Raw genomic sequence first — 24,963 nt, 5'->3', positions numbered from 1 at the left:
TTTCAAAATATTTTTTATTTAATATCCTCGTTCATACTGCTTGGGAACTTTCTGACCTCCATCAAGCGCCTTGGCTGCGTGAACAGCCCAGTAGGGATCCCGGAGCATCCCCCGGCCGATCGCCACCAGATCCGCTTTGCCTGACAAAACCACCTCTTGCGCGGCATGGTAATCATCCAGCATTCCTACCGCAATGACAGGCACCTTTAGCAGCTGTTTGAATTCTGCCGCCAAATCCACCTGATAGCCGGGCTTCGCTTCCGGGCCGCCATTTGCGCCGACCTGGCCTTCTCCCCCCGAGGAGATATGAAAAATATCGACGCCGGCATCCCGGTAACGTGTGCAGACTTCCGCGCAGTACTGCACATCGTAGCCTCCGTCCACGTATTCTTTCGCAGATACCCTCATAATGATCGGCATGCCCTCAGGCAGCACTTCTTTAACTGCTCGAACAACCCGCTCGCCGAATAGCGGAAGATCTTGACCATATTCGTCACTGCGCTGATTCGTGAGCGGCGAATGAAACTGATGAATGAGATAGCCATGGGCGCCATGAATCTCAACGGTATCAAACCCAGCTTCAACAGCTCGACGAGCGCCTTCCCTAAAGGCTTGAATGAGCTCTTCCACTTCGGCCCCGGATAGCACCTTGGGCATTTTGTAATGGGAGCTGAACGGAATCGCAGAAGGGGCCACCGACGGCTCTGCATCCTGCGCTTTTCTTCCGGCATGCCCAAGCTGGATACCAATCTTGGTTCCATAAGAATGCACGCTCTCCACAATACGGCGATAGGCCGGAATCTGCTTGTCGTCCCATATCCCCGTATCCTGATTCGTGATCCGTCCATCCGGATGGACACCTGTCATTTCCACAATAATTAAGCCAGTACCTCCTACGGCACGGCTGACGTAATGAACAAAATGCCAATCATTCGGAATCCCGTCCTCGGCTTGAACGGAATATTGACACATCGGTGGCATAACAATGCGGTTCTTGAGGGTCAAATTCTTGAAATTGTAAGGTGTAAACAAGTCTGCCAAGCGATTATCTCCTTCCATATCCAAATGATCAAGATGTAATAAAATCTGATACCGGTTATTATACACCTTTCTGAGGGAAAACTAAAAAACATCGCATTCCCATATTGAGGATAATCACCCATTCAACTGGGCATACCATATTAAAAAGCTAAAGGGGCCGATCGTGATGTTCAAACGATACCGCGCAGGAAGCTGCCTGTTGTGGATTATGTTACTCTTTTTAATGGGGCCGGACATCCCGGCAAACGCATCCGATGTACATCGTTTGTCACTTCACCCCCAAGATACTTCCGTCATGTCGGAGTCCAGTCAGCATGCCAATCAAAGTAAAATCCAAAATTCAGACGATGCGCCGTCTTTAAGCCAATTGCTGAGAAAATACCCGGATACCTTTCGCTCTAGCGGACCCCGGGTCAAACAGATCGCTCTGACCTTTGATGATGTTCCGGATCCCCGATTTACCGGCAAAGTACTGGACGTCCTTAAAGAGTTTCAGGTGAAAGCCACATTCTTTGCAGTGGGGGAACGGGCCAAAAAACACCCTGCTCTTGCAAAACGAATTCATGATGAAGGTCACGCCATTGGCAATCACTCCTACAATCATGCGCAGCTGAACAAGCTAAGCCTGGACAAATTTAAAGGCCAAATCGAACGTACCAACACGATCTTGAAATCACTGACCGGTGTGGAACCGCGGCTAATCCGTCCGCCATACGGCGATATAAATGAAGAGCAGCTACAGTGGGCACGCAAAAACGGGTACAAAGTCGTGAATTGGAATGTCGACTCGCTCGATTGGAAAGGTCTGTCTAAGGAAGAGGTTACGAGCAACATTCTGTCAGCGGTCGGGCCAGGCTCGATCGTACTCCAGCATGCCGGAGGCGGCGTGGGATCGGACCTAACCGGAACGATCGAAGCGCTCCCGGATATTATTACCGAATTGCGGAGAAAGGGATATAGCTTCGTGACACTACCGGAGATGTTAGGCGTGTCAGAGTCAAGATAGATCCTCATAAAATGAAAAAGACGGCTGACTGGATCATTGATCCAGACTAGCCGTCTACATATTAGAATTGCTTTTCCATGACGATGGATTGGATTATTCGATATGGATTGGATTATTCGATTATGAACAACTTGATATCCTGGATGCCGAATTGCTTCACGGACGATTGGGAACCCGGGATGAAGATATCAATCTTATTCCCTTTAATAGCCCCGCCGATATCACGTGCTTCTGCCACAAATGCCTTTTTTGGCAGACCTGGATGCTCATGTCCTGTTACAAGCACCTTGGTGCCAAGCGGAATGATTTTTGGATCGACAGCAATGGTACCAAGCTCAAGGGAATTTCCGAAGTAATCAACAGCGCCCCATTTGCCGTTCTCGCTGGCAGCAGCAGAATATGCGGTTGCTTTGACGGACAGTGTTTTGCTGTAATTAAATGTCTTGCCCCATGCTTCCACTACATTCTTCTCAGGGGAAACGCTCAAGCTAGGCGTAAACCCGGAAGCGCCTGAAGCAATGGGTGCAGCAGACGCTGTCGAGTTCATCGATACCGAGCCGGGAATGGTGATTTTCAGACCAGAGTATATATTCGTTGCTTTAATTTTCGGATTGGCTTTCATCAGCTTGTCCATATTAACGCCGTACTGTTTGGACAAATAATAGAAGGTATCGCCGTTCTTCGCTACGTGTACGGAGCTTGCATGGGCTTGCAAGCCGCCTCCGGCAAAAGTCAAGCCAAGCGCAACGGCTGTAATGGTAAACCATTTTGCTGTTTTTCCAGCGATCTTATGGTTGAGTCCACGATGTTTAGTCCATGCTTTCATTTGTTGTAACATCTAAAGATGCCTCCTTATATGTAACTTGGTAAATCGGATATAGTATGTCAACGAACATGAATATATCACAATTTTGTAACCTATACTGCAAGCAATTGTTACCAATACGCAAACAAAAACAGCGCCAATTCCTGAAACAATCAGGTATGGCGCTGTTTTCGTCTGTTACAATGTAGATATAAAAGTTACAAAACCTTACTTAAAAACTCTTGCGTACGAGGATGAGTCGGATGGCCAAACAGTTGGTCCGGCGTGCCTTCCTCTACGATTTTACCGCCATCCATGAACAGGATCCGATCTCCCACTTCCCGGGCGAAGCCCATCTCATGGGTGACGATGACCATCGTCATCCCGCCATCGGCAAGCTTCTTCATTACTTCCAATACCTCACCCACCATCTCCGGGTCCAGTGCGGAGGTTGGTTCGTCAAACAGCATGACATGCGGCTGCATCGCGAGTGCTCGCGCTATGGCGATTCTCTGCTTCTGTCCACCGGACAGCTGGGAAGGATAAGACTCCTTCTTATCCTGCAGCCCCACCGACTTCAGCAGCTCGTCGGCAGTAGTCTCGGCTTCCTTCGCCGAGACCCCCTTCACCTGAATAGGAGCAAGCGTAATATTCTCGATGACCTTCTTGTGAGGAAACAGGTTAAACTGCTGAAACACCATGCCCATTTTCTCGCGGGTAGCATTGATATTGTGATTCTTGGCGGTGATCAGCTCACCCTCGAACGAAATTTCGCCGCTGGTCGGCACTTCAAGCAAATTGAGACAGCGTAAAAAGGTGCTTTTTCCGGAGCCGCTCGGTCCGATGACAACCACTACTTCTCCTTTTGCAATCTCGATGTTAATGCCCTTCAATATTTCCAGCTTGCCAAATGATTTATGAAGATCCTTAACGGTTATCACTTGCACTCAACTTCCTTTCCCAGACACCCAGAAGCTTCGAAAGAACGAATGTCAGTATAAAGTAAATCATGGCCGCCACAAGCAGCGGATTCAGCGGGGCAAAGGTAGAACCGCGCAAAATCTGAGCCTGATACATAATATCGAATACCCCGATGAACGATACGATGGACGATTCCTTGATAATGACAACGAATTCGTTACCGATGGCCGGGAGTACCCCTTTCAGTGCTTGCGGCAAAATGATATGACGCATTGCCTTGCCCTTCGTCATCCCGAGTGAACGGGCCGCCTCCAATTGACCGCGGTCCACGCCCTGAATGCCGGCACGGAATATTTCAGCCAGATATGCCGCACTGTTGATAGAAAGCGTCAAAATACCCGACTGTATCGGTGAGAATTTAATATCGAACGCCGCCAAGCTGTAATGAATAATAAACAACTGGACCAGCATCGGGGTACCCCGGATGATCTCGATATAAGCGGTAGCCAAAAACTTAAGGATTTTAACACCCGACATCCGCATTAAAGCGATAATCAAACCGAGAATGAATCCGAATAATACACCAAGTGCCGAAATAAGCAGCGTAAACTGGATTCCCTTGGCGTAATAATCGCGATATTTCCAAAAGAATTCAAATGCGTTCAGATTCTCTGCCTTACGGCCTGCAGCCAGGTCACTGGCCTCGTCGACAAATTTCTGGATCTGGTCATTCTCCTTCAAGCGCTCAAGTGTAGCATTAATGCTCTTCAGCAGCTCTTCGTTCCCTTTACGAACCCCGACGGCATAGGCGTCGTTCTCGGCCGTCGGTTTAGCGTCCGTGATCGCCATCGTCGCTTCATTCATATTGGTCTTCGCGATCGGATACTCGGCGAGAACAACATCCACGCGCTCAGATTCCAGCTGCAGCAGCAAGTCCGGAATTTTATCCAATGATATCACATTGGCTTTCGGGATTGTTTTTGCAATGGACTCCTGAATAGAGCTTTTCTGAACCCCGATCCGAGCTCCCTCCAGGCTTTCAAGCGTGTTGAACTTTAGCGCATCTTCCTTACGGACGACGACCGATTGTTCCGCAGCATAATAAGGCTCGGAAAAATCGATGCTTTTTCGGCGCTCTTCCGTCGGATTCATGCCCGATATGACGAAATCCACGCGTCCGCTCGTCAGCTCCGGCAAGAGCGCATCAAAGGAGGTGTCCTTAATAATGAGCTCTGCGCCAAGATCCTTGGCGATTTCCTTCGCAATATCGATGTCAAATCCGACGATGGTATCCACGCCATCTATCGTTTTATGGAACTCATAAGGCGCATAATCGGCACTCGTACCGAGAATCACCGTTTTCTTCTCACCCTCCGCATGGACGATACTGCCAAAAGACAGCACGACCACCATGAACAGGGTCATCCACGCTGTAAATTTACGTTTCATATGTTTCGTTTCTCCCCTAACTGTTACGTATAGATTCAATCCTAGAAAAAATGCAACTGAGTCATTATAAAACAGGATGCATGAATATGCAATGAAAATTCATCGGTTCTTACGATCATCATACTTAATATAAGCCTTACTAATTGCTCTTTGCTTCATTATTTTAATACAATGGTCAAATCATCATACACCATAGGATTATGTTACTCATGTTCCTTTAACCATTTAAACAAATGAATTAGGGGGTTACATCAATAGATAGTCCATATTGTGGAAAATACTTCGCCCATTTAGGCAATACCGGACATACACTTTTGCCTACATATTAATGTAAAGACAGGACTTCAGCATTACCCATTATGTGATAAGAGGATCTAGGGCAAACTCCTTTTTAACGATGCATAATCTATACGTTCCCTTCCCATCTTATAATAGCGTATGAATTCCGCACATGATAAATGAAGGGTTCCCGGACTGTCTCTTTCGCTCCATGATTCATGCAAGCCAGCAGTTGGTTATTAATTAGCTATAGCTTTACTCATATAGGAGGTGTAACCATGCTGTTAGAAGCACTGTATCATGTTCCAAGAGATAAATGGGCTTACGCATATGATACAAAAACCATTCATCTTCGGATCCGAACCAAGAAAAACGACATTGATTCTGTTGTTGCCATGACCGGCGACAAGTACGATTGGGACCGTACGTACTTCGAGATCACCATGGAAAAGGCCGCCTCGGATGACATGTTTGATTACTGGGAATGCGGAGTCAGGCCGAAATACAAAAGACTGTCCTACGGCTTTCGGATTCATGCCGGAGATGAAACGGTATATATGGTGGACAGCGGGATTGGATGGGACTATCCTTATCCGCCTGCAGGTTACTTTGAATTTCCGTACATACATGAAGTCGATGTATTCAAAGTACCGGAATGGGCCAAAGAAGCCGTGTTTTATCAAATTATGACGGAGCGCTTTGCTAACGGAAACCCCGCCATCAATCCTGAAGAAACCGAGGTCTGGGGCGGCAAGCCGGAGGTGGATAATTTCTTCGGCGGTGATCTGCAGGGCGTGCTGGATCATTTGGATGATCTCGTTGATCTGGGCATAAACGCCATTTATTTTACTCCGCTTTTCCTCTCCCCCTCCAATCATAAATATGACACGGTTGATTATAAACAGGTGGATCCGCACTTTGGCGATAATGAGTTGCTGAAAAAAGTAGTAGATTCTTGCCACGCAAAAGGCATTCGAGTGATTCTCGATGCGGTATTCAATCACTGCAGCGAGGAGTTCCCTCCCTTTCAGGACGTGCTCAAGCACGGGGAGAAATCCAGATATGCCGAATGGTTTCATGTGAACCAGTTTCCATGCGAGGTCAAGGATGGCATTCCCAGCTACGACACCTTCGGCTTTTTCGGAAATATGCCGAAATTCAATACCGCCAATCCTGAAGTGAAGGCGTATTTGCTAGGTGTAGCCGAATATTGGATCAAGGAAATCAATCTCGACGGCTGGCGTCTGGATGTTGCCAATGAAATTGACCATCATTTTTGGCGGGATTTCAGACAGGTAGTTAAGAAAGCCAACCCTGAAGCTTATATCGTGGGCGAGGTGTGGTCGGACTCCTTAATCTGGCTGCAGGGTGACCAGTTTGATTCCGTGATGAATTATCCTTTTGCCGATAAGGTCCTGGAATTCTTCAATGGCAACATGGACGGGCTTACGTTTGCCAACCGCATCGGCTCGATCCTGATGCGATATCCGCAGCAGACCAACGAAGTGGTCTTTAATCTGCTATGCAGCCACGATACGCCGCGGCTGCTTACCCGTGTGGGTGGAGATATCCGTCGTATGAAACTCACGGTTGTATTTCTGTTTACATTCATGGGAACGCCGTGCATCTTTTATGGCGACGAAATCGGATTGACAGGGGACGGAGATCCCGACTGCCGCAAATGCATGGAATGGGATCCTAAGAAACGAAATCAAGAGCTCTATAAGTTTTATCAAGGGATGATCGCGCTTCGAAAAAAGCATAAGGCGCTGAGACAGGGACGCTTCCGCTTCCTGCAAGCGAATCTCCATGATCCTTGCATTGTGTACGAGCGTGCGGACGAGACTATGCATTTTATCGTCTGGATGAACAACAGCGACTCGAAGCGGACCATCTCGCATCCTATTGTCACGACCGATTGGATTGATGCCGAGACGAAGGATCCCGTAAAACCGGTAAACGGTACGATGCATATCGATTTGGAACCATACTCGTATCGAATTTTATGCCGGCAACTGAAACATTCGTAAACCCATCTTATGTAACCACTGACACCGTAAAATCCATAGCGGGCTTTAACGCGCATAGGGGTGCAAGGGATAGCAGCGTTATTCGGCTATCCTTGCACCCCTGTTTCTTGTTACCGTTTTTAAGCATGAGATTTGGTGATTTGCTGGTAGATCTCCTGATATTCCTTGGCCGAAACGTTCCAGCTGTAATCTCCGCCCAACGCATTCTTGCTCACTTTACGCCAGTGCTCAGGCATGCGGTAAATAGAGGTCGCGCGCCGGATCGTGTTCATCATATCATGCGCATTGTAATCCTTAAAGGAGAATCCGTTCCCTTCCCCCGTATATTCGTTATATGCATGAATTGTATCATTCAGTCCGCCTGTTTCGCGGACAATCGGCACACTGCCGTACCGCATGGCGATAAGTTGGCTGATACCGCACGGTTCAAATTTGGAAGGCATCAGGAACAGGTCGCTGCCAGCGTAGAAGCGCCGGGATAACGGTTCATTAAAGCGAATCTGGGCCGACATTTTATTGGGATACCGATTCGCCGCTTCCCGGAACCAATGTTCATAAGAAGGGTCCCCCGTCCCCAGGACAACAAATTGAATCTCATCGTAGTAGAGCAGCTCATCCAGAATCCGAATGACCAGATCTAGTCCCTTCGAATCGACCAGCCGCGTCACCATGGACATCAACGGAATATGCGGTGCCACGGGAAGATTCAACTCTTCCTGCAGGGCAATTTTGTTCTGCGTTTTCTTATTCAGACCGCTCCGGTACTTCATCGCGATATGCGGATCGGTCGCCGGGTTGTAGCTCTTGGTATCAATGCCATTCACGATGCCGCTCAATCTCGAACCTTGGGCTGACAAAAGCCCGTCGAGGCCGTATCCGTAATAACCGGTCTGAATCTCCGAGGCATAAGTCGGGCTTACCGTCGTTACATGGTCTGCATAGACGATGCCCGCTTTCATGAAATTCACGTTTCCGTAATATTCCACGCCTTCCGCTGTAAAATGGCGGCTGTGGATTCCAAGCAGATCGACCAGCACCTCGTACGGAAATACACCTTGATACAACAAATTGTGGATTGTAAATACGGTTCGGATTCCTGCATAGTAGGGATCATGACGGTAGACATCTTCAAGGAGAAGAGGGATCATGGCCGTATGCCAGTCATGGCAGTGAAGCACGTCCGGCTGAAAGTCGATAACCGGCAATAGCTCAAGGACGGCGCGGTTGAAGAACGAAAAGCGTTCGCCATCGTCCATGTAGCCGTAAATGCCGTCGCGGCCATAATAATATTCATTATCTATGAAATAGATCGTGACCCCGTCCTCAACCAGGGACTCGATGCCGCAATACTGCTCGCGCCAGCCTACCCGAACCCGGGTTTCCCCTACATGCGTCATGCGCTCCCGATAGTCCTCAGGAATTCCTCGATACTTGGGCAGAACCACCCGAATATCCTCGCCCATGCCGCGAAGGGATTTAGGCAAAGCAGCGATCACATCCGCCAATCCGCCTGTTTTAATGTACGGTCCACATTCTGAGGCTGCAAATAACAATTTCAATCCTGCTTCCCCCTTTGATTTTGCTTGGTTTTTCGTGCCGTCTTTTCTTTTACTGCTGCCGCCTTCAGTGAAACGTCCTCTTGAGGCCGAGGCTTTCTGGAACGCGGCTTTTTCTTTAACACCACCATGCCCAGCGGAGGCAGCTTGATCTCGAGGCTGTATGTTTGGCCATGCCAGACGACTTTCTCCGCTTTCATGACTTCGTCATTGACCAGTCCGGACCCGCCATAATCGGTGTGATCGGAATTCATTATTTCCACGTACTGCCCCGATCTCGGTAAGCCGATCCGATATTGGTCATATGCCCGGGGCTGGAAATTAATGACGATGATCAGTGTACCACCAGGTTTTGCGCCCATTCTCATGTACGATAGGACACTTTGCTCATGATCATCGGCGCTAAGCCACTCAAAGCCTTCCCACCTGTGATCCTGCTCCCATAGCGCCTTCTCCTCCACATACATGCGGTTTAACGCTGACGTGTAAGCCAGCTGCTTCCGGTGGCTTTCGTAGTCCAGCAGCAGCCAATCCAGCTGCTCCTGATCCTTCCATTCAATGAACTGGCCGAACTCGCCCCCCATAAACAGCAGCTTCTTGCCGGGCTGGGTGATCTGATATCCGAGCAATATCCGGAGTCCCGCAAACTTCTGTTCATAACTCCCCGGCATTTTATTAAGCAGTGATTTCTTCCCATGAACTACTTCATCGTGGGACAGCGGTAATGTAAAATTCTCTGAATAGGCATAACAAATGGGAAATGTTAGTAAATTATGATGGGTAGGCCGCTGATCGAATTCTTGCTCCACATAGGACAGCGTGTCATTCATCCAGCCCATGTTCCATTTGTAATTAAACCCGAGACCTCCCTCGTGCACGGGTGCAGTAACCCCTGCCCATGCACTGGATTCCTCGGCCATCATCAAGGCATTCGGGTAATATCGAAACACGGCTTTATTCAATTCCTGCAGAAAGGATATCGCTTCAAGATTTTCCACCCCACCATGCGCATTTAGGCTGTACTGACCTTCTCGCTTTTCAAAATCCAGCCGGATCATGCTTGTCACAGCGTCAACACGAAGACCATCAATATGATACATATCCATCCAAAATAAGGCATTGGAGATGAGGAATGAAATCACCTCTGGCTTGGCATAATCGAAAGACAATGTTCCCCAGCCCGGTTTCTCTGCTTTTTGCGGATCTGCGTACTCATAAAGAGGCGCCCCGTCAAACAGCCGAAGCCCGTGGGCATCCTTGGCAAAATGTGCGGGCACCCAGTCGAGCAGCACGCCGATACCCGCTTGATGCAGCTGATCAACAAGATACATGAAATCATGAGGACTTCCGTATCTGCTGGTCAGCGCAAAGAATCCGGTTCCCTGATATCCCCATGAAAGATCATACGGATGCTCAGCCAAGGGCATGAATTCCACATGGGTATAACTCATCTCCAGCAAGTAAGGAATCAGCTGGCCCGCCAGTTCGCGGTATGTATAGAACGAGCCGTCCTCCTTTTGCCGCCAGGTTCCAAAATGCATTTCATAAATGTTCATCGGCTTGGTGTAGGGGGATTTGTTCTTTCTTTTCCAAGCAGCATCTTGCCAATGATATCCAGAGAGATCGGTCACAACCGATGCCGTTGCAGGTCGAACTTCGGCTTGAAACGCGTATGGATCAGCCTTCAAGAACGTTTCTCCATACGGTCCGGTGATATGATATTTGTAATAAGTTCCAGTCTGTATCCCAGGGAAAAACCGACTCCAAATTCCCGAATCGGGTATCCTATATAACGTGTCTTGGGAACCGTCCCAGCCGTTCCAGTCTCCGGCAAGGCCCACCTGCCTTGCATTTGGAGCCCATACCGTAAACCGCACGCCTTCTTCTCCATCTTCAGTTGCACGGTGTGCGCCCATGCATTGGTAACTGTGATACCAGGTTCCTTCATGAAATAAATGCAATTGTTCCGGAGTCATGTTTCCTTCCCTAACTGGTTGGTTCAATCATCGTCACCCGCTTTTTCTTAAAAATCCAATATTATTAGTGCTATTACCCCATTCTAACCATGTTGAAAATAAAAAATGTCCATGAAAGATAATTTTGTAATTTTCAATTCACTTTTTCAATATAATCGTTTCAAACCCCGGGAATGTCGTTTATGTAATGTACAACGTGAAAATACATTGGGAGGGAAACGTGATGAAGAGAAAAGACTGTATTGCTATGCTTCTGGCCGGTGGAGAGGGTAAACGATTAGCTCCCCTTACGTCCAAGCTGGCAAAACCCGCCGTTCCTTTTGGCGGACATTATCGTATAATCGATTTTCCTCTCAGCAATTGTGTGAACTCCGGAATCGATACGGTTGGAGTACTTACACAATATGAGGCAGAATCATTACACGAACATATCGGTGAAGGTGAACCCTGGGGACTAACACATACAGGACGCGAAGGCATTGCTCTGCTTCCATCCAACAGCACACACCAAGATGGATACTTGGGTACAGCAGACGCCATTTATAAAAACATTCCATATATCGATGATCAAAATCCCGAACATGTCCTTATTCTATCCGGGGACCATATTTACCAGATGGATTACCGCGAAATGCTTGAAGCTCACATGAAACAAGCGGCTCCAGCCACGATCTCCGTGATGGAAGTGCCTTGGGAAGACGCCAGCCGGTTCGGCGTCATGAGCGTTGATGACAATCTCAATATCATTGAATTTGCCGAAAAGCCGGCAGAACCGCAAAGCAACCTTGCCTCAATGGGCATTTATTTGTTCCGTTGGGACTATCTGAAGCAGCACCTCATTGAGGATGCGGCTGATCCAAACTCCAGCCATGACTTCGGGAAGGATGTCATCCCCAAGATGCTGTCCGGAGAAGAGTCGCTGCTTGCGTTTCGATTCCAGGGCTACTGGCGCGATGTGGGCACCGTAGAGAGCCTCTGGGAAGCCCACATGGATGTGCTTAGCCAAAACGAGCTTGTTCTGGAGAGATCCGATTGGCCCATGTACACCCGTGCATGGAAGACCAAACTTTCGGCAGCGCGGACACGCAATGCGGAACACACGGACTGCTTGATTCATGACCAATGCACCTTCGAAGGAAAAGCCAAGAGCTCCGTCATATTTTGCGGTGCGGAGATCGGTAAATACTCCATCGTCAAGGACAGTGTGGTCATGCCGAATGCCAAAATCGGCAAGGGCGTCCATATCGAGCATGCCATCATCGGTGAAGGAGCGCTCATCAAGGATGGAGCGATTGTAAAAGGAGCCCCCGGCAACGTTGTGGTCGTTGGACCTTACGAGACCGTGCTTCCGAAACCAACCATTCGTACCCAACCGTCCCGACTGCTTCAGGATGTATACGAAAAAGGACGCTTGCGGGCGAATGTCTCTTCATCTTAAACGAGTTTCTTCAACAGAATATTAGCTCTGAGATAAATCCTTCAGACTTTTATACAAAAAAGCGATCCGTGACGGATCGCTTTTTCTCATGTATCGTGCCCTGCTGACTGTGTCTTAAGCGCATGCGACATAGATTGGTAACACGGTAAAATTATTACATAAACCTCTTCTCATATAAATTCACGAAGCGACCACCCATATCCTGCTTAGCCACGAACAGAAATCCTTGGCGCTGATAAAATTGATTCAGCGTTGGCAGATGGGATACGCAATCCAGTCTGAAACCCTGTTTACCCTTGGATAACAAATACAATTCCGCAAAAGAAATCATCTTTGTTCCCAGCTCCAGTCCCCGATAGGAAGCGCGTACGGTCAGCCGATGCAAATAACCATAGGCCGGATCGTCCCGATCTCCCCAATAGGCTGGATCCCCATACTGTAACGTAAACATGCCGACGGCCATGTCTCTATGCCATAGGATGAACACTTCACGCTCCGCCAGGTACTGCTCCATCAAGTCCAAGGAAAAGAGCGATGGACTCCACTGCTTGCGCCCTTGCTGCTCCATTACCTCCGCCGCTTCCTTGAGAAGCGACAGCATTTCCCCTGCCTGTTCTGCTTCAGCCGCCTTTAATTCAAACAGACCTTGCTCCGTAGAAAACGTTGCTGCTGTGTATCCCACTTCTGCACTCTCCCTTACACATCAGCCCCACAAAGTGAGCCTATACCTCGATCCTTAATCCGAATAATTGCGGGGGCCCCAAAACACTGCCCCATAACATATAATTGCGAATAAGGTACGTTTCACTGAAAACTTAACAATTCTGTACTCTTGAGAAAAGCTTTGCCGGTAACCCGGCAAAGCTTATACGGTCGGTCCGGCTACGTCATCCTCACCGTTCTCTAATCCGCCGGCCATCGGTATTTTCCCTTCAGGCAGCGGCAGCTTGACAATAACAGACGTTCCGTGCCCGAGCTCGCTTTCCATCTCCATCGTGCCCCCATGGAGCTCAATGAGCTGCTGCGTAATCGCAAGGCCCAGTCCCGTTCCCCCGTTAAGCGGATTAACCTGGAAGAATCGATCCTTTACCCGCCGGAGATGTTCGTCCGATATGCCAATACCGTGATCTTCCACGGTTACGATCACAAACTTGTCTTCCATAGCGAAGGACAGGTTGATCACGCCGTTCTCATGCGAGAATTTAACCGCGTTGTCCACAATGTTCAGAAACACCTGTTTCAACCGGTTGGCGTCCCCATAGATAATCGGTTTTTCGTCGGACTCCAGTTTGATCTGGATGCCCCTCTTCTCGGCCTTCGTCCACAGATTGAGCATAATCTCTTGCAGAAGCTCCCGTAAATTCACGATACCCTTCACAAGTTTCATCTCATTCTGCTGGAGCTTGGAGAAGTCGAGCAACTCTTCAACAAGACCGATCAAACGATCGGTTTCCTTAGAAATAATCTGCATCCCGATCTTCGTTTCTTCCGGATCATAGCCACCGGAGTCGAGCGTTTCACTCCAGCCCTTAATGCTTGTGAGCGGAGTCCGCAGCTCATGCGAAATGGATGAAACAAAATCATCCTTTACCTGATTGCTTCGTACAATCTCCTGCGCCATGTAGTTCAGGGTTGACGACAGCTCACCAAGCTCGTATTTATAATCGCCTTTGATTCTCACGTTAAACCTGCCCTTGGCCATCTGCGCCGATACCGTGGTAATGTTGTTGAGCGGCTTTACGATGGAGTTGGCCAGCCCGATGCTGAAGGCAAGCACGAGCGCTAGCACTGCCCCACCGATGCTGACGGCAAACAGCGTGATTTTCATTAGCTTGTCGTTAATGAACTCAAGCGAAGTCACATAGCGAAGAATGTACGTTTTCTCAAATCCGTTCGAAACGGTTTGAGATACAGCCATTACGATCTGCCCCGTACCTTGCTGCTTACCAATCCAATGGCCCGTATTGCCTGCAAGCGCTTGGGTGACATCACTGGTCTTGATGGTCTGCTCGATTTCGAAACCGGTGGATGTGGAGAGAACTTGACCACCCGGATTCAAAATTTGAAGCTCCGTTGTATACAATTCAAAATGACGAATCATCTCACTCAGCTGGTTGACGTTGTCCGTTGACGTCAATCGGAAGGGCTGATAAAAAGCGTTGGCGGTATTTATATGATTCACAATATGATTGTATACCGTATCGTAATAATACGATCGTAAAGCGATTAGAAATATAACCTCAATCAGCAGCAAGGCGATGAACACTACCAGGAAGTAGTGCAGCACGATTTGCCGCCGAATGCCTTTTTTGATGATCATTGTCCCTGACCCTTCCATTTATAGCCGTGTCCCCATACCGTCTGGAGGTATTCCGGCTCGGAAGGATTGCCTTCGATTTTTTGGCGTAATCTCCGAATGTTCACGTCCACGATTTTGGGGTCACCCATATATTCTTTGCCCCATACATGATCGAGCAGCACATCACGACTAAGCGGCGTGTTTTCTTTCTCCAGGAAAAACTGCACCAGCGAAAATTCTGTTGGCGTCAGCTCCACCGGCTGCCCGTTCTTCTTAAACTGCTTGGAGATCAGATCCAGCGTAAAGGGACCTGATTGAAACGATACCTTGGCGGTTCCCGCACGCTGGACATTCACCCTCCGCAGTAAAGATTGCAGTCTAGCGATTAACTCCGTCGGACTGAACGGTTTGCTTACGTGGTCATCGGCACCAACGGAGAGGGCATACACTTTATCCTGCTCCTGAACTTTTGCCGTCAGGAAAATAATACCGATCCGCTCGTTCGTTTCCCGAATTCTGCGGCAAACTTCAAATCCGTCAATCCCTGGTACCATGACATCAAGCAAGGCGATATCGATATCTGGCGTCGTTTGCAGCAAACGAAGGGCTTCGTTGCCATCCCCAGTCTCCAGGACGTCAAAGCCGTTTCGTTTCAGATTAATTACGATAAAACTGCGGATAGATTCTTCATCTTCTAATATGAGCACTTTACTCAAGGTCTAGTTCCCCTTTCTTTCGATAGGAGCCACATTATTGCTGTTTGGCTTTTTATCTTTTTTACTCAATTTCAGATCGCCATGACTGCGATAAGCAATTACGCGGTTTTTCTCCTTCACCAGAATCTCCCAATCGGATTCGGCTTTTCCCCACTGGGCCTTTGAAAAGAATTTAATCTCGGCAACGGACTCTCCCGTGTCGGTCGTCACAAAATTCAAATAAGCATTTTTGTTGGATTCCGGCGTGATGGTAATCTTATTATACATGTCTGGCGGAAAGTCCAGATAGAATCGATTGTTCATATCGTAGTACCTTTGGAGCACGAATTGAAGCCCTTCTTTTTCGTTGTTCTCCCGTACCACTCCGTCCCACTGGAAGTACGTGGTGAAGAACGGGATCTCTTCCAGAATAAGCCGATCCTCCCAACCGCTCGGTCTCGTAAGAACACCAAACTCTAAAATACCGTCATCATTCACATCTTCGCTCTCTACAGGCAGTTCCTTGTAGGTAAGCAATTCATCCTGAAGGACGTCAATAAACTGGTTATCCTCCATAATGATGAGCTTGGAATAAGAAGAGTTAGACACAACCGAAGCGTCCAAGATGATACCTTCTTTGTCCTTGGCCACTTTCCCTGCGACAACATTGTAATAACTTTCGATATTGGGTCCCAGATCCAGCTTGTTCAGCTCGACAAAGGCATCTTCGAATTTGTCGTATTGATAGGTGCTGATATATGAGAGCTCCTTCTGCTGAAGATAGACAACCGTAATATCGTTGATCTTATCACCGTTCATATCTCCGATATTAAAGTTCGAATATGGCAAAGCCGGTATTTTTTCGAGTGAATCCCCTGAGAATGAATACACGGCCAGCAGGTTCTGAAGATTCTCGTCTCCGCGGGAGAAGCCAGCTACGATGTCGACCTTGCCGTCATTCGTAAAATCGACGAAATCAAAAGACTCCAATACCGTCCCTTCTCCGTCGAAATCAAGCTTCTTCACCCATGTATCGCCTTGCTGTTGCATAATCATGCCATGGATTTTCACTTCATCGTCCGGCGTCTGATAGAAGACGACAGCTTCCATAATTCCGTCATTGTCCAAGTCATGAATACGGATGGAACTGCTATCCACGTCACTTCGCGGCCGGACAATGGAGCCTTCCAGCTTATTCTTCAGAAGCGCAGATTGGATGGCGCCATTCAACGTCGCTTTATCCGTCGGCAAATCCGGTTTCTTCATTAAGGAGACCGGGTCCTCCTGAATAAACGTACAGCCGCTTATGATCAATAATAACAAGCCTGCCAAAAGGGCTTGCATCACTCTATATTTCAATAAGTATCAACTCATTTCTATTCATTCACCTGGCGTTTTTGGTGATCGATAATTACAGTCTTGACTTCTCGCCATGGGTTAAACGTCTTCCGGTCACATCCACGGCCAGCTCTCCGCCGGATAGACCCATGATCCGGGTGCAATACTTCTCGGCCAGCTCCAAGGGTATCACGGTAAATACGGTTAAACGTTCTTCCTCGCACAAGGTTTTAAGTGTCTTCAATACATGCTCGGCCGAAGCTGGATCAAGTCCCGTGACCGGCTCGTCCGCCAAAATCACCTTGGCACCATGCACAAGTGCGCGGGCAATAGCTATCCGCTGCTTCTCTCCGCCGCTTAACTCACCGGCCTTGCGTTTGGCCTTGTCCAACAACCCAAGGTGCTCAATCGTATCCATAGCTCCCATATAATCATCAGATCGGACCATCCCGGTTACCATTCGCCACAGCGGTGTCTGGCTGGATTGTCCGATCAATACATTCTTAAGTGCCGTTCGATTAACATTCAAGGACGGGTTCTGCTCAAGATAAGCCCATTCCCGGCGAATTCTCCGTTTTCCCGCAGGATTCATCATATCTTCGCCATCAATCGTTAATTTGCCGCCGTCCCATTTTTGCTGCATGGATAGACAGCTCATTAACAAGCTTTTCCCGCTTCCGCTAGCACCGATCAGACCGATCATTTCCCCGTGCTCCATCTGAAAAGTGATATCCTTTAACACCGGTGTGCGTTCAGGACCCATCGTTTTCTTCAGCCGATCCACTTTAATCATGTTATCGTCTCTCCCGTCAAGTGCATATTCCTACTCTCTAGTTTAGAAGAAAGCGAAAGCAATTGCCATGAGAACACACGTTCTATTCCTGTGTTGATGCAGTTTTGACTTTAAACCATAATCCCGTACACGCAAACAGAATATACAATCCTCCAAGCAGAACGAAGATCCCCCCGTTCCACCCCGTTTCCATGATGGCGCCCCCGGCATTCGGACCTGCTATGCTGCCCGCATTAAAGTGGAAGGAAGCTACGACGTTGGCAGCCGGCAGCAGCACTCTGGGAAGGATATCCGCCGCATAAGCCAAACCAAGCGAGAAGAAGGAACCAACCAGCCCGCCGGCCAGCGTTAGCAATATTAAGGTTGCCCAGAAATTCGTTCCTGCCACGGGAATGAGCAAGAAACAGCATCCACCCACAATACCGGCAATCGCCAGCACCCGTTTGCGGCCGAATTTATCACTCCAAATGCCGAGCGGAAGCTGCAGCACCAGACCGCCGATGCCGACAAAAGGAAGCAATGCTGATATTTCGCCCAATGTAAATCCGCTTCTTAAACCGTAGACCGGGAAGTTGCTGTTAATTCCTGCTTCCATGTAGCCGTAGAGAAACGCGGGAATCAATGCAAACCAGGCCAGGCGGTAGCTTTTGAGATAGCGTCCAGCCGGCTGCTGCTCCCCGTTCTCGCTTTTTTCCGGCTTCAGGTTCGGAAGTTTAAAGAGCACGACCAGCAGAATGAACAAGAACAGCACCGCCAGAATTATAAACGGTACCGCTTCGCCATACTTTAGCAGCGGAATGCCCAGCGGTCCTATACTGAATCCCAAACCGTAGGACATGCCGTAAAAGGATATGCTTCGCCCCCGGTTCTTCGCCGTTGACATCATTAGTACCCATAGCTGTGCCGCATAATGAAGAGCGCTGTCCCCAATACCCACAAGCACCCGCAGTACAAACCAGACGGCCACGCTCGGAATCAGCGGAAAGGCGACCAGTGACAGCATCACCAGGACCAGTCCCGAAATGATCAGTTTTTTGAAACCGACCCAGCCGAGAAGTCTTTCCGCAACAAGCGTCATCGCAAACGAGCCTACATACAAGGCCGCCGCGTTCAATCCGTTCATGGAGGATGAAATGCCCATCCGTTCCAAAAAAATAGCCAGCACCGGCAATAACAGTCCCTGGCTTAAACCAGCCGCAATCACGACGGCAATTAAAATAAAATAATGAGTTCTCCCCTGACGGGGGGTTACAGCTTCTGTCACTGAAATATAGTCCTCCTCTAATGTGAAAAAACGATGAATTTAAACAATCAGATGAACATTATAGTGGACAAGCCCAATCCATACAAGCCATAATAATAACAATGCCATCAATTGGGAGGGTATCCGTTAATGAAATATAAAGTCAGTATCGATGTATCTATGGTCTACGAGCTGCTGGGCAGCTTCATGATATATGCAACAAGGAAATGGACCGATAACCTGGATATCGGAAAACAGCTGATAACGGAGATGGACGAGCGATTACCTCAACCTGTTCGTGTCCAGTTCAGTCGAGCCCGTTCATGGCCACTTGCGGATTATGATGTGTTATACGCCTTGATCATGCTTCGGGGAGAGCACATTGAAATCCCTGATTTTCTGAATTGGGTCGAATCTTCCGCCGTGGAAGAGCTGCATGACCTGCTTCTGCCGCACTTGCCGTCCCTCTCGCTGGATGAAACATCTAGAATTCGAGAAAACTACACACCGTTGATGAAGTTGTGGCATGAGCACTACTTCTCGGAAGTGGAGCCTGAACTGTACCAGCTCCTGGAAGAAGATGCCGAAGAGAAGCGAATGCTCCTTCCGAAAATGGACGACGAAAATTTAATCGAATACGCTTCTAGCGGCGTTATACTCGACGACGTGCCCCAGGAGAACGTAGTCTTGTTCCCGGGCACGCATTTCCGGCCGATCAATACCTATTGCTTCTATGAGAACGTACTCCTGCTGCAGTATCCGATCGATATCCCGGAAGAAGAGGAAGATGAGCCGCCCGTCGTTCTCCTCCGCATGACCGAGGCGCTTGCGGACCCGGAACGCCTGCGTCTCCTGCGATATATTGCCGATGAGCCGAAGGCCGTGTCCGAAATGGCGTCCGAGTTGGGTCAGCCTTATGAGGAACTGATGCACCATCTGATGATATTGAGGGCAGCCGGCTTGCTGCGCTCCCATCTGAAATCCGAGAATAACGAAAGATTCAGCCTGCGGCCGGATGGGGCTGCCGAACTTCAGATGTTCCTGGAGTCATACATTCGACTTTCATAGTAAGAAGGAGTGAACCATGAGTAAAACATCGCAGCATATTATCTTCGACATGGACGACACATTAATACATTGCAACAAATATTTCGATCTGATTCTTGGCGATTACTTCGAGTGGATGACCGAATGGTTTCAACATGTTGGCTTGACTACCGAAGAAGTCCGAGCCAAGCAGATGGAGATTGACGTTGCCGGCATAGATAAGCTGGGATTTGCAAGTGCGAACTTCCCGCAATCCCTTATCGATACGTATCATTATTTCGGCCGCATTCATGGAAGAGAAAGCTCGCCCAAGGAAGAAGAGCTTCTCTACGAATTAGGACTCAGTGTATATGAGCAGGAAATCGAAGCCTACCCCGGTATGGTTGAGACGCTCGAGAAGCTACAGAAGGATGGTCATTGTCTCCATCTCTACACAGGAGGCGAGACCCGGATTCAGAAACGGAAAATCGAACAGATGAAGCTGGCCGATTATTTCAAAGACCGAATCTACATTCGCCAGCATAAAAATATTGCGGCGTTGGAAGAAATCCTCACGATGGGGACATTCTCCCGCTCAGATACGTGGATGATCGGCAACTCGCTTCGCACCGATGTCGTTCCGGCGCTGACGGCCGGCATCAACAGCATCTATATCAAACAGCAGCGCGAATGGCAATATAACCTGGTCGAACTGAAGCAGGAGCCGCATAACGTGTTATATACCGTATCGGCGCTGACCGAAGTGCCCGAGGTCATTGAAGAGCATTTGGATTAATCAAAATAAACCGAACCGATCAAGGATGGCATCCCTGATGGCTCGGTTTTTTTATTTAACTGTGCCGTTTCACGATTTCACGGCTTCACTCGAGTCCTCTGCCTGAACAGCAAGCTTTCCGTTCCCTTCAGCAGCTAGGACAATTCTGCCTTTAAACGTGCTGCCGTCCTCGTGTTTAAAGGATAATACCTGGGTCTTGCCTTGCAGCAGCAAGGATTTCAGCATCGCATGCGAAACCTGTTTACCGGCAAATTCCTTCCAGATGACATAGCTGCAGCCGGTTTTGAAATTAGCACAACCATAACCTTTGCGCCCTTCAATAATATGACCTTCACATCCGGGTCTAGGGCATCGGCCTAATGAAGAACGTACGGACGACGTAACGTTTGAAGCAGCGGCATTGGATTTCGGAGTCCGCTTAGCCGCTCGTTCTTCCTTGTCGCGTGGGGCTGCGGCAGCTTTTCCCGTGCTTCGCTTCCCTCTTCCTTTGGACTTGTCCTCATCTCCGCCGAAAAGCGACGAAGGCGCGGGACGCTGCGAGGATACCTTATTGATGATCGAAATGGTAAACTTCTGCACGTTTTGCATGAACACGTCGGCGGAAGCCTCGCCCTTGGATATTTGGTGAAGGCGCCGTTCCCATTGGCCCGTCATCTCAGGCGAAGCAAGTAATTCTACGCCTGCATGACGGATCAGCTCCACCGCCGTCCTCCCTTTTTGGGTAACCGTGATTCTTTTGCCCTGCATCGTAATATATCCGACCTTCTTCAAGCGTTCAATGGTCGCTGCACGGGTAGCCGGCGTTCCAAGCCCGCTGTCTTTCATCGCATCCCGAAGCGCTTCATCCTCGATGGATTTTCCGGCACTTTCCATCGCCTTCAGCAGCGTTCCTTCCGTATAACTCTTAGGCGGCTGCGTTGCCTTTTCTTTCACTTCGGATTTCTTGCAGTGCACCGGCTCATCCGGGGACAGATCAAAGGAACGGTCGTTCCATTCCTGGGTCTCCTCTTCCTCGTCCTCTTTTCCCTTCTTGGAAGACTTGGCTTTCTTCTGCTCTTTATCCTGGGCAATCAGCACCTTCCAGCCAAGCGACAGCAGTTCCTTAATCCCCGTCTTGAACGTTTCGCCCTCAACCTCGGTAAGCACCGTATGCTGCTTGTACATGGCCGGCGGGTAAAAATGCGAGAGAAACCGGATGATGACCAGATCGTAAATATGCTGCTCTTCCTTACTGAGCGTGCCCGGACGCTTTAACGTCGGCAAGATGGCATGGTGATCTTCAACCCGCTGCGGATTGCATACCGCCTTATTATTAACGTGCACCCGGCTAGGATCCGCTCCTTCCGCCATCGATGCATAGGAGGTCGATTTCAACATGTGAAGTGCCTTGTGCATGCCTTCGATATTCTGTTCATTCACGTAATTGGAGTTGGTACGCGGATATGAAATGACCTTGTGACGCTCATACAATGCTTGCGCAAGATCCAGCGTTTTTTTGGCAGAGTATCCGTATTTGGCATTGGCTTCTCGCTGAAGAAGGGTCAAATCATACAATTTAAACGGATATTCTTTCGTTTCTTTGACTTCATATTTAGTGATGAGCCCATTCTTCCCATTAACCTTGGCTGCAATCGTCTCTGCTTTCTCTTGCGAGGTCAGCCGCTCTCCCTGCCATGTTCCGGTATACTCCAGCTGCTCTTGCTTGAACACGGCCTTCACGTCGTAGAACGTTTGCGATTCAAAGGCTTCAATTTCCTTCTGCCGGTCATAGATCAGAGCCAGAACCGGCGTCTGGACCCGCCCAACCGACAGTAAAGTCTGATGACGGGTCGTAAAGGCACGCGAAGCATTCATACCGATCAACCAATCGGCTTCACTGCGTGCGCGCGCAGCTTGCGTTAAATTCTCGAATTCAACCCCATCCTTCAGCTCCGCAAACCCACGGGCGATGCTTTCCGCCGTTAAATCCGAAATCCATAGTCTTTTTACAGGCTGTTTCAATTTTAATTGTTGTTGGATAAGAGCGAAAATATATTGTCCTTCTCGTCCCGCATCACATGCGTTTACGATATGGCTGCAGCGCTTGGCGACCTCTCCAATGACCTTCAGCTGATCCTTGGTTTTCGGATTCGGGATGATTTTGAATTGCTCCGGAATGATGGGCAGGTCCCGTAAATTCCAGCGTTTGTACTTCGGATCATATGCATCCGGCTCCGCCAGCCCAACCAGATGTCCGATAGCCCAAGTTATGATGTATTGCTCACCTTCAAGATATGTACGGTTATTCTTGGCCCGAGGCTCGATGACCGCAGCGATGTTCCGTCCCATATCCGGCTTTTCGGCAATGACCAACGTTTTCAAATGACATTCTCCTCCCCGATGAGCAGCCTGGCGCGGAGGCTAACTCCAAAAAGGACTTCGCTCTCGCGAAGTCCTTTTAACTACTATTCATATGATAGCATATTTAGGAGAAGGATTAAACCAGTACGGTCGCACCCATCAAATATTTGTCTACCTCGCGCGCCGCCTCGCGGCCTTCGTTGATGGCCCATACCACGAGGCTTTGTCCGCGGCGCATGTCTCCGGCGGCAAATACTTTATCCACATTGGTCGTATATTTGCCATACGGTGCTTTCACATTGGAACGGCGATCCGTTTCAAGTCCAAGCTGCTCGACCAGCGTATGCTCCGGTCCGTCAAAACCGATGGCAATGAACGCCATTTGAGCAGGAAATACTTTCTCCGTGCCCGGAATCGGTTGATACACTTTACGGCCGGTTTCGTCTACAATACGCTCGATTTGAACGGTATGAAGCTCCTTCAGATTACCCTCTTCATCCCCGACAAATTTCGTGGTCATAATGGAGAATTCGCGTGGATCGCTGCCAAACAGCGCTTTGGCCTCCTCGTGTGCATAATCGAGCGTGTACACGTTCGGGAACTGCGGCCAAGGGTTCGCAATCGGATCACGCTGCAGCGGAGCCTGTTTATGCGTGCCGAACTGGGTAACACTGCTGCAGCCGTGACGAAGCGCTGTTGCGACGCAGTCAGAGCCGGTGTCGCCGCCGCCGATGACAATAACGTCCTTGTCTTTTGCCGACAAGTAGTTGCCGTCCTCGAGACCCGAATCCAGCAGGCTCTTGATGGTTCCGTTCAGATAGTCCATCGCATAATGAATGCCCTTGAGGTCACTTCCCTCAATATTGAATTCACGCGGTTTTGTTGCGCCGCCGCACAGTACGACGGCATCGTAGTCTTCCATCAGCTGCTTGGCGGGAATGTCTTTGCCAATCTCGGTGTTGACAACGAATTCGACGCCTTCCGCTGCGAGCAAATCTACACGGCGCTGAACAATACCCTTGTCCAGCTTCATGGATGGAATCCCGTAAGTCAACAATCCGCCGATACGGTCGGCACGTTCATAGACGGTTACGGAATGGCCTGCTTTGTTCAGTTGAGCAGCCGCAGCCAGCCCAGCCGGACCAGAACCGACAACGGCTACGCGGCGTCCCGTACGCTTCGCCGGCGGCTCGGGAACGACCCAGCCTTCTTCAAAGCCCTTGTCGATGATCGCTTGCTCGATGGATTTTATCGTGACCGGCTCCCCAATCAAACCGACGGTGCAGGAACCCTCACAAGGAGCAGGACATACGCGTCCGGTAAACTCAGGGAAGTTGTTTGTTTTGTGGAGACGCTCCAAGGCTTCTCTCCACAAGCCCCGATATACAAGATTGTTCCATTCCGGAATCAGATTATGAATCGGGCAGCCCGAAGTGCCGCCGAGCATATCGATTCCTGTATGGCAGTATGGCGTACCGCAGTCCATGCAGCGTGCTCCCTGGGTCTGGAGCTCTTCTTCTTCTAAATGTTTATGAAACTCTTCCCAGTCTTTAACTCGTTCGGCCGGGCTCCGATCTGCCGGAAGCTGGCGCTGATATTCCATAAATCCTGTTGGTGTAGACATACTGCTTTACCCCCATCCGTTCTATCCATGCTGGTTACCATGTACAATTTATCATATCATAAATCATCCGACATCGATCTTCAGATGACCCAAGAAACAGGTTTCAGTCTGATTTATTTTTTCTATTTATGCTAAAAAATTTTTTATCAGAGCATGAATCCCCATGATTAGCGGCTATTTAAGCAGCGATTTGTATAAACATTAAAAATATAGTAGCATTTCGCTTTTCTCCTGTTAAATGGACTATATGCATGATCATTTGTATTATCCTACTAACAAAACATTGTCAACATGGATGGATTGGAGTA

Annotated in this window: 19 protein-coding genes; 5 read left to right on the top strand and 14 right to left on the bottom strand. The window is 48.9% G+C overall.

All coding sequences use genetic code 11. The features are described from left to right. Nucleotides 1-18 precede the first annotated feature (18 nt). Nucleotides 19-1,041: an NADH:flavin oxidoreductase/NADH oxidase gene (locus M4D81_RS17085; RefSeq protein WP_260067437.1), complete on the bottom strand. Its 1,023-nt coding sequence runs from the start codon at nucleotides 1,039-1,041 to the stop codon at nucleotides 19-21. A 166-nt stretch (nucleotides 1,042-1,207) separates the two neighbouring features. Between M4D81_RS17085 and M4D81_RS17080 the strand changes: the two genes are divergently transcribed. Next, nucleotides 1,208-2,047 carry a polysaccharide deacetylase family protein gene (locus tag M4D81_RS17080; RefSeq protein ID WP_071218180.1) on the top strand — a complete coding sequence of 280 codons (840 nt, stop codon included), beginning with the start codon at nucleotides 1,208-1,210 and terminating at the stop codon, nucleotides 2,045-2,047. Between the two features lie 112 nt (nucleotides 2,048-2,159). On the opposite strand, the gene M4D81_RS17075 is transcribed toward M4D81_RS17080, so the two are convergent. The 3 genes from M4D81_RS17075 to M4D81_RS17065 form a co-directional block, all read right to left on the bottom strand. Further along, nucleotides 2,160-2,885: a 3D domain-containing protein gene (locus M4D81_RS17075; protein ID WP_260067436.1), complete on the bottom strand. Its 726-nt coding sequence runs from the start codon at nucleotides 2,883-2,885 to the stop codon at nucleotides 2,160-2,162. Between the two features lie 185 nt (nucleotides 2,886-3,070). Then, nucleotides 3,071-3,793: an amino acid ABC transporter ATP-binding protein gene (locus tag M4D81_RS17070; protein WP_071218182.1), complete on the bottom strand. Its 723-nt coding sequence runs from the start codon at nucleotides 3,791-3,793 to the stop codon at nucleotides 3,071-3,073. Continuing rightward, nucleotides 3,780-5,222 carry an ABC transporter substrate-binding protein/permease gene (locus tag M4D81_RS17065; RefSeq protein WP_260067435.1) on the bottom strand — a complete coding sequence of 481 codons (1,443 nt, stop codon included), beginning with the start codon at nucleotides 5,220-5,222 and terminating at the stop codon, nucleotides 3,780-3,782. Before M4D81_RS17065 ends, M4D81_RS17070 begins: the two co-directional genes overlap by 14 nt. Nucleotides 5,223-5,779: 557 nt before the next feature. Between M4D81_RS17065 and M4D81_RS17060 the strand changes: the two genes are divergently transcribed. Next, on the top strand, nucleotides 5,780-7,531 hold the full coding sequence (locus tag M4D81_RS17060; protein WP_260067434.1) for an alpha-glycosidase: 1,752 nt from the start codon (nucleotides 5,780-5,782) through the stop codon (nucleotides 7,529-7,531). Between the two features lie 119 nt (nucleotides 7,532-7,650). Here the strand turns inward: M4D81_RS17060 and glgA are convergent, their stop codons facing one another. After that, a complete protein-coding gene (glgA, locus tag M4D81_RS17055) occupies nucleotides 7,651-9,090 on the bottom strand; it encodes a glycogen synthase GlgA (RefSeq protein WP_260067433.1) in 1,440 nt (479 codons plus the stop codon). Then, nucleotides 9,087-11,063 carry a 1,4-alpha-glucan branching protein GlgB gene (gene glgB, locus M4D81_RS17050; RefSeq protein ID WP_260067432.1) on the bottom strand — a complete coding sequence of 659 codons (1,977 nt, stop codon included), beginning with the start codon at nucleotides 11,061-11,063 and terminating at the stop codon, nucleotides 9,087-9,089. Before glgB ends, glgA begins: the two co-directional genes overlap by 4 nt. A 223-nt stretch (nucleotides 11,064-11,286) precedes the next feature. Between glgB and M4D81_RS17045 the strand changes: the two genes are divergently transcribed. Next, nucleotides 11,287-12,501 (top strand): glucose-1-phosphate adenylyltransferase, encoded by a 1,215-nt coding sequence (locus M4D81_RS17045; RefSeq protein ID WP_260067431.1) that lies wholly within the window; start codon nucleotides 11,287-11,289, stop codon nucleotides 12,499-12,501. Between the two features lie 154 nt (nucleotides 12,502-12,655). Here M4D81_RS17045 and M4D81_RS17040 read toward each other — a convergent pair whose 3' ends face one another. From M4D81_RS17040 to M4D81_RS17015, 6 genes are all read right to left on the bottom strand, one after another. Further along, a complete protein-coding gene (locus M4D81_RS17040) occupies nucleotides 12,656-13,183 on the bottom strand; it encodes a GNAT family N-acetyltransferase (RefSeq protein WP_260067430.1) in 528 nt (175 codons plus the stop codon). A gap of 183 nt (nucleotides 13,184-13,366) precedes the next feature. Continuing rightward, a complete protein-coding gene (locus M4D81_RS17035) occupies nucleotides 13,367-14,821 on the bottom strand; it encodes a sensor histidine kinase (protein WP_220685736.1) in 1,455 nt (484 codons plus the stop codon). Next, nucleotides 14,818-15,516, bottom strand: a complete 699-nt coding sequence (locus M4D81_RS17030) for a response regulator transcription factor (protein ID WP_076321185.1) — start codon at nucleotides 15,514-15,516, stop codon at nucleotides 14,818-14,820. The genes M4D81_RS17035 and M4D81_RS17030 overlap by 4 nt, the downstream gene beginning before the upstream one ends. A gap of 3 nt (nucleotides 15,517-15,519) precedes the next feature. Beyond that, on the bottom strand, nucleotides 15,520-16,761 hold the full coding sequence (locus M4D81_RS17025; RefSeq protein WP_260067429.1) for a VCBS repeat-containing protein: 1,242 nt from the start codon (nucleotides 16,759-16,761) through the stop codon (nucleotides 15,520-15,522). A gap of 145 nt (nucleotides 16,762-16,906) precedes the next feature. After that, complete coding sequence (locus M4D81_RS17020; protein WP_100536497.1) at nucleotides 16,907-17,626, bottom strand: phosphonate ABC transporter ATP-binding protein; 720 nt, start codon at nucleotides 17,624-17,626, stop codon at nucleotides 16,907-16,909. An 82-nt stretch (nucleotides 17,627-17,708) separates the two neighbouring features. Further along, nucleotides 17,709-18,890, bottom strand: a complete 1,182-nt coding sequence (locus M4D81_RS17015) for an MFS transporter (protein WP_260067428.1) — start codon at nucleotides 18,888-18,890, stop codon at nucleotides 17,709-17,711. A 129-nt stretch (nucleotides 18,891-19,019) separates the two neighbouring features. On the opposite strand from M4D81_RS17015, the gene M4D81_RS17010 reads away from it, so the two are divergent. Continuing rightward, entirely contained in the window at nucleotides 19,020-19,937 is a 918-nt protein-coding gene (locus M4D81_RS17010) for an ArsR/SmtB family transcription factor (RefSeq protein WP_071218193.1), read from the top strand. Nucleotides 19,938-19,953: 16 nt separating this feature from the next. Beyond that, entirely contained in the window at nucleotides 19,954-20,691 is a 738-nt protein-coding gene (locus M4D81_RS17005) for an HAD family hydrolase (RefSeq protein WP_260067427.1), read from the top strand. Nucleotides 20,692-20,760: 69 nt separating this feature from the next. Here the strand turns inward: M4D81_RS17005 and M4D81_RS17000 are convergent, their stop codons facing one another. After that, on the bottom strand, nucleotides 20,761-23,052 hold the full coding sequence (locus M4D81_RS17000; protein ID WP_260067426.1) for a type IA DNA topoisomerase: 2,292 nt from the start codon (nucleotides 23,050-23,052) through the stop codon (nucleotides 20,761-20,763). A gap of 115 nt (nucleotides 23,053-23,167) precedes the next feature. Further along, nucleotides 23,168-24,655, bottom strand: coding sequence for a glutamate synthase subunit beta (locus M4D81_RS16995; RefSeq protein ID WP_260067425.1), 1,488 nt, complete (start codon nucleotides 24,653-24,655; stop codon nucleotides 23,168-23,170). Nucleotides 24,656-24,963: the final 308 nt, after the last annotated feature.

The organism is Paenibacillus sp. p3-SID867 (assembly GCF_025142895.1).
Lineage (GTDB): Bacteria > Bacillota > Bacilli > Paenibacillales > Paenibacillaceae > Paenibacillus_AQ.
Note: the sequence above shows the minus strand (reverse complement) of the source record. Positions and strands in the feature narration are given on the sequence as shown.